Source organism: Oceanobacillus massiliensis str. N'diop (genome assembly GCF_000285495.1).
Classification (GTDB): domain Bacteria; phylum Bacillota; class Bacilli; order Bacillales; family Amphibacillaceae; genus Oceanobacillus; species Oceanobacillus massiliensis.
Genome location: NZ_HE610979.1, coordinates 1 through 10,839, shown reverse-complemented (window position 1 = coordinate 10,839; position 10,839 = coordinate 1). Strand labels below are relative to the sequence as shown.

Genomic DNA, 10,839 nt, shown 5'->3' with positions numbered 1-10,839 from the left:
TTTTCTGTTTTTGATTTCTTCCAGCCTGAAATAGAGCCGGGCATTATGCTTTATATTTGCTGAGGTTACCTTTATAATTAATGGATAATTAGATCGGTATCAGATGTTAGGGGAAAGGAAGATAGGATGGCTACTCCGAGGGCGGGTTCTAAAATGCAAATACAGAGTTACAAACACAACGGAAAGCTGCATCGGACGTGGGAGAACAGCTTAGTCTTAAAGGGTACGGAAACGGTTGTTATTGGAGCCAATGATCGCACCCTCGTAACAGAAAGTGACTTTCGGACTTGGATTACAAGGGAACCGGCAATATGCTATTTCCATGCAAAGTATTGGTTTAATATCATAGGAATGCTGCGGGATGATGGGATCCATTATTATTGCAATATAAGTTCTCCCTTCGTATATGATGAAGAAGCGTTGAAATATATTGATTATGATTTGGACGTTAAAGTATATCCGGATATGACATATGATCTATTGGACGAAGATGAGTATGATGAACATAGTAAACTAATGAATTACCCAGCTGTCTTAGATAAAATTCTTCATAATAATATGGAATATCTTTTGCGCTGGGTGCGCCAGCGCAAAGGTCCGTTTGCACCTGATTTCGTGGATAGCTGGTATGAACGGTATTTAACATATCGCTAAGGAAAATATGGACAGGCAGTGAGATGGTGTCCTTGTTACTGTAATAATAAGGTAACAGGGATTTTCTATTTGAATCAAAAACATAAAGAGTGAATCAAAACACAAAGAGGAAGATAAATATATGAGCAGTGTTAAGCAGTACATGAAATTTGTAAAACCATATAAATGGAAGATTTTCTGGACCATAATGGTGGGGATAATTAAATTTGGAATACCATTATTGATGCCACTGATTTTGAAATATGTAATTGATGAAATCATAGTGGCTGAGGGAATAAGCAATGCAGATAAAATAAACAATCTATTCTGGATTATGGGTATTGCATTTGTTGTGTTCCTTGTATTACGTCCACCTATTGAATATATTCGACAATATCTTGCACAATGGGTAGGCAATAAGATTTTATTTGATATAAGAGACAAATTATTTGATCATATACAAAAATTAAGCCTAAAATTCTATTCTCAGACAAAAACCGGCGAAATTATTTCCCGGGTAATAAATGATGTCGAACAAACGAAGAATTTCGTGATTACTGGATTGATGAATATTTGGCTTGATTTAATTACGATACTGATTGCTATCGGACTTATGCTAACAATGGATGTAGGATTGACGATTGTTTCTATTATCCTATTTCCGCTATTTGGATTTTCGATTAAATATTTTTTCAGCAAACTACGCCGTTTGACGAGAGAAAGATCACAAGCGCTTGCAGAGGTACAAGGACATTTACATGAACGTATTCAAGGTGTTCCGGTAACGAGAAGTTTTGCGTTGGAAGAATATGAACAGGAGCAGTTTGAAACGAGGAATAGGAATTTCCTTGATAAGGCGCTGCACCATACAGATTGGAATGCCAAAACCTTCGCTGTGACAAATACAATCACAGACCTGGCACCGCTCTTGGTCATTGCTTTCGCAGGGTATCAGGTTATCATGGGAAATGTTACGATTGGTACGATGGTTGCTTTTGTAGGATACTTGGAAAGGGTCTACAGTCCATTGAGAAGGCTGATAAATTCTTCAACAACGCTTGTTCAGGCGATTGCATCCATTGATCGTGTCTTTGAATTTATGAATGAAAAATACGATATCGTGGACAAGGAAAATGCGATTGATCCTGGTAGAGTGAAAGGTTCAGTAGACTTCAGAAATGTCTCCTTTAGATATGAAGACGAAACCAATCCGGTACTGAAGGATATTAATCTTAATGTCAGGCAAGGGGAGACCATTGCATTTGTAGGTATGAGTGGCGGAGGAAAGTCGACGCTAATTAGCCTGATACCAAGATTCTACGATGTTACAGGTGGAGCCATACAAATAGATGGCATAGATATTCGCGATATGAAGGCAAGATCATTGCGGAATAATATTGGCATGGTACTGCAGGATAATGTTCTTTTCAGTGAATCGATTGCAATGAATATCCGAATGGGTAATCCAGATGCGACTGATGAGGAAGTGATAGCGGCTGCTAAAGCTGCCAATGCACATGAGTTCATTACATCATTGACCAATGGGTACGATACGTTAGTTGGTGAACGCGGTGTTAAATTGTCTGGCGGGCAAAAGCAGCGTGTAGCAATAGCACGTGTATTCCTGAAAAATCCGCCAGTCTTAATATTTGATGAGGCTACATCTGCACTGGATCTGGAAAGTGAACATTTGATACAGGAAACGATGGAAAAATTAGCTTCCGACAGAACGACATTTATCGTCGCACATCGACTAGCAACGATTACACATGCAGATCGGATTGTGGTTGTCGAAAATGGTGAAATTGTCGAAATAGGTTCCCATCACGAATTGATGCAAAAACAAGGAAGCTACTATGATCTGTATCAGATTCAAAACCTGGATGAAAAACAGGTGTAATGCATATAAAGACATAAAAGAAGCACACTCTCGTAAAAGAGTGTGCTTCTTTTTAATTGCTTGCCATTGTTCTAAAGGCATGTCCTACAGCATCGATTGTCCGATCCACATCGGATTCTTTATGCTCAGTTGTGAGGAACCAAGCCTCATATTTTGATGGCGCAAGGTTAATTCCCTGCTCCAGCATCAATTTGAAGAATTGGCCAAATGCCTTACCGTCTGTTTTTTCAGCTTGTGCATAGTTGGTTATTTCTTCATCACCAAAGTATACAGTAAGTGCACCGCGCAGGCGATTGACAGTAATCTGGATACCGAACTCCTCTGCCTTTGCAAGAATACCCTGTTCCAGCTGTTTTCCAAGCTGTTCCAGTTTGTCATACACACCATCCTGCTTCAATACTTCCAGGCAGGCAATCCCTGCAGCCATAGATGCCGGGTTTCCGGACATGGTACCTGCTTGATACGCAGGTCCAAGTGGCGCTACTTGTTCCATGATATCTTTTCGTCCGCCATAAGCCCCGATAGGCAAACCGCCGCCAATAATCTTACCCATCGCGGTCATATCTGGTTCTACACCGTATACTTGCTGTGCACTGCCATATGTAAACCGGAATGCAGTAATTACTTCATCATATATAACGAGTGCGCCTGCCTCGTGGGTCAAGTCATTGACTGCCTGTAAAAATCCATCATGCGGCTCAACAATCCCAAAGTTTCCGACAATCGGTTCGACCAATACTGCGGCAACCTGGTCACCCCATTTATCCAATGCCGCTTTATATGCTCCCAGATCATTAAACGGAACAGTAATGACATCTGCTGCAGTGGACTTTGGAACTCCGGCAGAATCTGGTGTACCTAATGTTGATGGACCAGAACCTGCTTGGACTAACACAGCATCAAAATGACCGTGATAGCATCCAGCAAATTTTATGATTTTTGAGCGGCCGGTATATGCACGGGCAACTCGTATAGTAGTCATAACTGCTTCTGTACCTGAATTATTAAAGCGAACCCGTTCAAGTGATGGGATAGCATCTTTTAACATTTTGGCAAATTGATTCTCTAATTTAGTTGGTGTTCCATACAAAACACCGGTTGTTGCTGCTTCTGCAATAGCTTTTGCTATATGTGGATGTGCATGTCCCGTAATGATCGGGCCATATGCAGCAAGATAGTCAATATATTTATTGCCATCTACATCCCAAAAATAAGGACCTTGCCCACGTTCCATGTATACTGGTGAACCACCACCGACAGCTTTATATGCTCGAGAAGGCGAATTGACACCACCGACAATAAGCTCTAATGCTTCGTTATGCAGTTCCTCTGACTTCGTGAAATTCATCTATTGCTTCCTCCCTTGATTGTCAAAGCAGTTCCTTTAACAATAACTAATATAACAAAAAATGGTATGGAATACATTCTTTAAGGTTGTGCAGGAATTAACTTTTTCTTTTCCGATAAGCAAGCCTGCCATTATTTTGCATACATATAGAATATAAAGTTTATCAGAAGTGGGGTCCAGTTGAATGCTTATTCCATGGGTTTTATTCCTCGCAATCTGTTTTGTGGTATTTAAGAGTATCTATGACTTCATTCGTGCTAATGCGATCAATATAGCGATAGGAAGAGAAAGCTATTTTTCAATGGAAATATTCGCTGCACTGCTGCTTATCTATGTCATTGTGATGATTGGATATGGACTGGTTTATTTTATCCTATCGTTTCAGGGCATCATACTTGTTGAGAATGGTGAATTGCGGCAGGTGAGCATAATCGGCTCCATTATCCATTCCATTTATTTCAGTGGGGTCACTCTACTGACAATTGGCTATGGCGATATAACGCCGATTGGGCTTGGCAGATTCATTGCACTTTCGGAGGCATTGATTGGTTACATTCTTCCTGCTGCTTTCGTACTGAAAATAGTACAGGCCGGTTCGAGGAGCAGGGATAAATGATTCTGTTTCTTCTATATGATATAGTGGATTTAGATTCGTATCGATGGAGGGATTTATTCATGACAGTGGAAGTGGGAAAACAGATAGAGAATTTTACGTTGCAGAGCCATTCGGGAGAACAGGTGAGCTTATCCGACTTTAGAGGTAAGCATGTTGTCCTGTATTTTTATCCAAAAGATATGACTCCTGGTTGTACAACAGAGGCTTGTGATTTCCGGGATCAGCATGAAAGCTTTGGGGAACTGGATACGGTCATTATCGGTATCAGTCCAGACCCGGTTAAGAGCCATCAGAAATTTATCGACAAACATGACCTGCCTTTTCTGCTGCTGGCTGATGAGGACCATAAAGTAGCTGATGACTTTGGCGTCTGGAAACTCAAAAAGAATTTTGGAAAAGAATATTATGGTATCGAGCGCTCTACTTTTATCGTGGATAAGGAAGGGAAGCTTCAACGGGAATTCCGGAAAGTAAAAGTAAAGGGCCATGTTGAGGAAGCCTTGCAATTTATTAAAGAAAATCTGCAATGACATTTAAAACAGTCCATAATCGGACTGTTTTTACTTTTCAGACAGGAGGGAAACGGTTACTATAAATATAAGAATAGGGAGAGGAGAGTTGCTATGATATTGGTTACTGCAAATGTTTCCGAGAAACATCAGACTAAATTAAAGGAGTCATTTTCGGATCAGTCATTTGTGTTTTCGAATAGCAAGGATGAAGTAAAACAGTATCTGAGTGAAGCTGAAGTAATGGTTACCTATGGTTCAGATATAAATGAGGAGCTAATAGAGGGTGCGGCTAATCTAAAGTGGATCATGATTCTTGCTGCGGGTGTGGATGGTCTGCCGTCTGGAATCCTTGAAGAGAAAGGTATAATTGTAACGAATGCAAGAGGCATTCATAAAATACAGATGGCTGAATATGTTATATCAATGCTTCTGCAAGTTTATCGTCAGGAAAAGACACTGATGCAAAGTGAGCAGAATCACAGTTGGAATAAATCCGTCAAAATCCAGGAAATTACAGGGAAAACGATAGTTATCGCAGGTACTGGTGCAATTGGGCAAGAGGTGGCACGGCTTGCAAAGGCATTCCGCATGAAAACGATAGGTATATCAAGAAGCGGAAAAGATGTGGATTACTTTGATGAAAACTACCCAAATGATAAACTGACGGACCTTCTGCCGGATGCCGACTTTCTTGTTTCTGTTCTGCCGAGTACAAAAGAAACGAAGGGATTCTTTACATATGATCATTTTAAATTAATGCCTGAACACGGTGTCTTTATGAATATAGGGCGAGGTGATGCAGTCAGTGGTGATGTGATTCTAAAAGCAATGCAAAATAAGGAGATTGCCCATATGGTTCTGGATGTAGTGGAAGAAGAGCCATTGCCGGAGAATCATCCATTTTGGAGCGAATCAACTATTACAATTACACCGCATATTTCTGGATTATCACCACATTATGTAAGCAGGGCAATGGAGATTTTCAGCAATAATCTCCAGAAATATATAGATGGAGACGATAATGGCTTCATGAATCGAATTGATTTATCGAGGGGGTATTAAACATGCGAATCTATACCAGATCAGGTGACAAGGGGCTGACCTCACTGGTCTATGGCCAGCGTGTACCAAAAAATCACTTGCGTGTGGAAGCTTACGGGACATGTGATGAGGCTAATTCGTTCATTGGTCTGGCTCTAAGCTTCCTCGACAAGGAAGAATGGGACGGAAAACAGGCATTTCTGGAGCAGATGAACCGAATACAGACTATTCTTTTTCATGTGGGATCTGAGCTGTCTACTCCAAAGGAAAAAGAAGTCACGTGGAGATTGAAACAGAAACATATCGATGAAATGGAAGCGCAGATTGATGAATGGGATGAGCAGCTGGAACCATTGAAGAACTTTATTCTCCCTTCTGGACATAGTGCTTCCAGTGCCCTGCATACAGCAAGGACGGTAGTAAGGCGGGCGGAGCGAATAGTAGTCGGTTTGGGAGATGAACTGGAGAATGAACTGGTCTTTTCTTATTTAAACCGCTTATCAGACTTTTTATTTGTTGCGGCACGGTATATAAATAAGATACTTGGTGGAGAAGAATATACATTGAAAGTGGATATTTAAAAAAAGGCTGTATAATATACTTATATTGACAGAATGCTATAGAAGCGGGTACACTAATTATAAAGATTATAATTTAATAATGTTATTAATTGAAATATATATTACTGAAAGAGAGGTGGTTGACGGTGTCTGAAGCAAAATTACGGGAAGCGATTGATACACTGAAGGAATCAGGCGTCCGTATCACACCACAACGTCACGCAGTTCTTGAATATCTGCTGAATGCAATGGTACATCCAACAGCAGATGAGATTTATAAAGCATTGGAAGGTAAATTCCCCAATATGAGTGTTGCTACAGTATATAATAATCTCCGTGTGCTGAAAGAAATCGGTCTCGTTCGGGAGCTGACCTACGGTGACTCATCCAGCCGATTTGATTGCAATACCTCTGATCATTATCATATCATTTGTGATAGCTGTGGGAAGATAGTCGACTTTCATTATCCTTCACTGGATGAAGTGGAATCCCTTGCCGAACAAATTACCGGCTTTGATGTAAGCCACCATCGTCTTGAAGTGTATGGCAAATGTGAAAACTGTCAAGCAGTGCTGACTCAAAAGCATTAATAGTTAAAACCCAAAGGCAGCGTGAATGCATTTGGGTTTTTTAGTATGCTTTTTTCATATGGACGGGAACCCACTTTCGTACACTGTTAATCAGCCATATCCGTGAAGCTCCTTTAAGTTCTTCCATTGTAATCTTCTTCTCTGAAATCATCCCGTTCTCGAGTAAATCCTCCCTGAATGTACCCGCCAGCAGTCCGGAATCTAATGGAGGTGTATACATTTGTTCATCCAGTTCCACTACTATATTTCCAGTAGTGAATTCCGTAATTTCCCTATCTTCATTCCAAAGCAGAACATCATAGACATCAGGAGATTGAATACGTATATCATCATAAATCGCCCTATTTGTTGTCTTATAACGTAAAAACACATTATCTTTAGAAACAGGAGAATTCGCCAAGCTGACCACTACAGGTTTATGGATAGCCGTAATTTGATTTCCTTCTATAAAGAGGTCCCCGCTTCTGTTAGAAAGTAATCGGACTTTCCATTTCCCGGAAGGATGATCTGCTGCAAACTCCTCTAATTTTCTTCTGGCAGATATGCTATCCATTCTGAAGTCAAAGAATTCGGCTGTCCGATTCATCCGATTCAGGTGGTTTTCGAGAACTATATAATCTCCATCTTCAAGACCGAATGATTCCAGTAAGTTAAATTCATCAGGTTTTACGTCCAATACTTTTGCTTTCATGAAGACTTCGCTGAATTCTTCCTGGTTTATGGAGTCCCAGGTAATCCCTCCACCGACTCCATATTCAGCATTCCCAGTATCGTTCTCTATCAGGACCGTACGAATTGGCACATTAAAAATTGCCTCTTTTTCTGGAGTAATATAGCCGATCGCCCCGCAATAGACATTTCGAGGGCTATTCTCCAATTGATTAATAATCTCCATTGTACTTATCTTTGGCGCCCCTGTTATTGATCCACAAGGGAATAATGCTTTGAAGATATCCATTATTGTCTTATCGCTGGAAATTTCTGCTGTCACTGTTGAGGTCATCTGGTAGACAGTGGGATATTCTTCAATTGCGTATAAGCTTGGAACAGCAACGCTTCCTTGCCTTGCAATCATTCCAAGGTCATTACGCAATAGGTCGACTATCATTACGTTTTCAGCACGATTCTTTTCAGAATGGTACAGCCACGCTGATTTGGATTGATCTTCCTCACGGTTCTTGCCTCTATCGATGGTGCCTTTCATCGGCTTGGTTGTAACCTTCCCGTCTTTTAAATGGAAGAATAATTCTGGGGAAGCTGAAATTGCTGTATAATCTCCAGTATTTAGATAAGCACTATAATTTGCTGCTTGGGCCTGTGAAAGTTTATTGTAATAGGCTATGGAATCTCCAGTAAAATTGGAACGCATCCGAACCGTATAGTTTACTTGATAGGTAACACCTTGTTCAATATAGTCCTTTATTTGGTCAATGTTTTTGTTATATTCATTTGCTTCTGTTTGGACCTTCCAGTCATTAGTATGAAATTCCTTAAAGCTCTGTAAGGATATTTGTTGAGGTTCTTTGAATATACCGAACCATAGGATAGGCATTTTTGAATCAGAATTCACTTTGAATGCTTTATCAAATGCAGGTGCTGCCTCATAGGAAAGATATCCAGCAGCATAGTATCCTTTATTTGTCATGGTTTCAATCTCTTCTAGCAGGGGAATGACTTCATCTATGGTGGAAGCCGAAAACACCTTGATCGGACTTTCAAATAGAAAAGGATTATCCTTCCCATTTTCCTTTTTGAAGTTAAAATGCAGTAACGGTAACATCTTACTCCGTCCTTTCTCGTATATAGAGTAATTCATTGCAGGGGCTTTTAAGATACGAAGGGTTTCTATTGATTGCTGTCATTGATAACTTAACTACTCTAAAAAAATCCGCCGTAGGACGACGGATTTTTATTTGCTATTGTTTTTAGCAGTTTTAGCATATTTGCGTGTATTGTACTTTTCATCAAACTCTTTACCTTCTAAACCCTTGTCCATCGTTAACGGTTGTTTGCAGTGCATGCAAGCATCCACACGACCGAGCATTTTAGTTGGTTTATCACAGCTGGGACAAATAACCGGTACAGCTTTAAGTGATAGGGTACCTATCCAAACGTAAACCGCACAGCTTAAAACGACCATCAGGACACCTAATAGAAAGAATAATACCATTAGCCATTCAATACTTTTAGTTAAAATTCCAGCGTACATCAGAAGGATTCCGCCAAAAACCAATATCAGGGCAAAGGATCTTATTTTATTGATTTTACTCGAATAAACTAATTGTTGTGCCATGTTGTTCCTCCTTAATTTACAATTGTAGTATAGCATAATTTTGTAAAAAGTTTTATTTTGAGAAAGGATTTTGACTTAAATGTAACGAAATATATAATATTAGAGAATGGAGGAAATCGAATAATGGATAATTTCCTAAGACCTATCTATCAAGAACATGCCAGCAATCCGAATACAATGGGGATACTAACAATAGAGAAGACACAACACGACAGCCCAATTACAGATGATTTTGATATGATTCTGCTAATTGTGGTGAATGAATATGAGAAGTCATGGTATGTAAAGCATTATGAGTTTGACGGAAAGACAGCAGCACTTCATATAGTAGAAGAAAATGTATTGATGGAATGGATTGATACGAGCGGTTACCGCAGAGCAGTAGAATGGATCATCTATGGAAAGACTGTATTTGATCGCAATGAATACATCGCTCATTTAAAAGAACAGCTTCGTGATTTTCCAATAGAGAAAAGAAACTTAAGGAAAGTAATCGATTTTGGAAAGCTTATTAAAAGCTATAGTGAAGCTAAGTCGCTTTACGAGACAAGAGAATACAAGGATTCTCACAGTAAGATCCTTAATTCCCTGCATTATTTAGCAAGACTTTCGGTCATTGAAAAGGGGTACTATCCAGAGGTGACAGTCTGGAGCCAGGTGAAAAACATCGATTTTGAAGTATATAAACTGTATGAAGAATTTATTGAAAGCAATGAAGAAGTGGATAAAAGAATAGAACTGATGATAATTGCAATGGATTTTATAATTAATAACAGAGCTGTTGAAGCAGCAGCCCATCTATTGGATTTATTGAAAGAGGGAGAAACCGCATGGTCTTATGCAGACATTAAGCGAATGCCATCCGTCCAGCCGTATACATTTGATTTGAGTTCGATTTTATCCTATCTCGTCGAAAAGAATATTATTGATACGGTGCAGGAAGAAACTAAGGGTATAGGTGTCTTTCAAAGGAAATACATTCTGAAAGATTAAATGTAACAACTGGAAAACCTCAGGAATATGATGAATTGGATATGGGGTGATGTCCTGCTGGCATTACCCTGTTAGAAGAGGATTATTGAGTTGTAAAGAGATTGAAATTCAATTGTAAAAAAGCGTTGACTTTAATGTATAACCGTGGTAAAGTTATATCCGTTGTCAAATTCGATTGCGAATCGGCAACAAAACAACTTAAAAATAATTGTTGACATTACGTCAGGAGTTATGTTATATTAGAGAAGTCGCCGCTAATAAAGCGACCAACTAATTTGCTCTTTGAAAACTGAACAAAACAACCAGTATGTCAACCAAAAAGAAACTTGTTTCTTTTTGAAATAACTCAATGA

The 10,839-nt window shown here is 39.5% G+C and carries 11 protein-coding genes; 8 read left to right on the top strand and 3 right to left on the bottom strand.

Annotated elements, in window-relative coordinates:
• Window positions 1-126: 126 nt before the first annotated feature.
• Together ntdP and OMHG_RS13620 are read left to right on the top strand one after the other, a co-directional pair.
• Complete coding sequence (gene ntdP, locus OMHG_RS13625) at window positions 127-654, top strand: nucleoside tri-diphosphate phosphatase (protein ID WP_010651441.1); 528 nt, start codon at window positions 127-129, stop codon at window positions 652-654.
• A 121-nt stretch (window positions 655-775) separates the two neighbouring features.
• A complete protein-coding gene (locus OMHG_RS13620) occupies window positions 776-2,533 on the top strand; it encodes an ABC transporter ATP-binding protein (protein WP_010651440.1) in 1,758 nt (585 codons plus the stop codon).
• A gap of 52 nt (window positions 2,534-2,585) precedes the next feature.
• On the opposite strand, the gene OMHG_RS13615 is transcribed toward OMHG_RS13620, so the two are convergent.
• The gene (locus tag OMHG_RS13615) at window positions 2,586-3,881 is read right to left on the bottom strand and encodes a glutamate-1-semialdehyde 2,1-aminomutase (protein WP_010651439.1); all 1,296 of its coding nucleotides are present in this window, start codon (window positions 3,879-3,881) and stop codon (window positions 2,586-2,588) included.
• A gap of 184 nt (window positions 3,882-4,065) precedes the next feature.
• On the opposite strand from OMHG_RS13615, the gene OMHG_RS13610 reads away from it, so the two are divergent.
• The 5 genes from OMHG_RS13610 (at window position 4,066) to perR (ending at window position 7,200) form a co-directional block, all read left to right on the top strand.
• A complete protein-coding gene (locus OMHG_RS13610; protein WP_010651438.1) occupies window positions 4,066-4,497 on the top strand; it encodes a potassium channel family protein in 432 nt (143 codons plus the stop codon).
• A 59-nt stretch (window positions 4,498-4,556) separates the two neighbouring features.
• Window positions 4,557-5,027, top strand: coding sequence for a thioredoxin-dependent thiol peroxidase (gene bcp / locus OMHG_RS13605; RefSeq protein ID WP_010651437.1), 471 nt, complete (start codon window positions 4,557-4,559; stop codon window positions 5,025-5,027).
• Window positions 5,028-5,120: 93 nt separating this feature from the next.
• Window positions 5,121-6,071: a D-2-hydroxyacid dehydrogenase gene (locus OMHG_RS13600; protein WP_010651436.1), complete on the top strand. Its 951-nt coding sequence runs from the start codon at window positions 5,121-5,123 to the stop codon at window positions 6,069-6,071.
• A 2-nt stretch (window positions 6,072-6,073) separates the two neighbouring features.
• Window positions 6,074-6,631: a cob(I)yrinic acid a,c-diamide adenosyltransferase gene (locus OMHG_RS13595; RefSeq protein ID WP_010651435.1), complete on the top strand. Its 558-nt coding sequence runs from the start codon at window positions 6,074-6,076 to the stop codon at window positions 6,629-6,631.
• 125 nt (window positions 6,632-6,756) lie between these two features.
• Window positions 6,757-7,200 carry a peroxide-responsive transcriptional repressor PerR gene (gene perR / locus OMHG_RS13590; protein WP_010651434.1) on the top strand — a complete coding sequence of 148 codons (444 nt, stop codon included), beginning with the start codon at window positions 6,757-6,759 and terminating at the stop codon, window positions 7,198-7,200.
• Window positions 7,201-7,240: 40 nt separating this feature from the next.
• Here perR and pabB read toward each other — a convergent pair whose 3' ends face one another.
• Together pabB and OMHG_RS13580 are read right to left on the bottom strand one after the other, a co-directional pair.
• Window positions 7,241-8,980 (bottom strand): aminodeoxychorismate synthase component I, encoded by a 1,740-nt coding sequence (gene pabB, locus OMHG_RS13585; RefSeq protein ID WP_010651433.1) that lies wholly within the window; start codon window positions 8,978-8,980, stop codon window positions 7,241-7,243.
• Between the two features lie 129 nt (window positions 8,981-9,109).
• Window positions 9,110-9,493 carry a YgzB family protein gene (locus tag OMHG_RS13580; RefSeq protein WP_010651432.1) on the bottom strand — a complete coding sequence of 128 codons (384 nt, stop codon included), beginning with the start codon at window positions 9,491-9,493 and terminating at the stop codon, window positions 9,110-9,112.
• Window positions 9,494-9,616: 123 nt separating this feature from the next.
• Between OMHG_RS13580 and OMHG_RS13575 the strand changes: the two genes are divergently transcribed.
• On the top strand, window positions 9,617-10,486 hold the full coding sequence (locus OMHG_RS13575; RefSeq protein WP_010651431.1) for a nucleotidyltransferase-like protein: 870 nt from the start codon (window positions 9,617-9,619) through the stop codon (window positions 10,484-10,486).
• Window positions 10,487-10,839 lie beyond the last annotated feature (353 nt).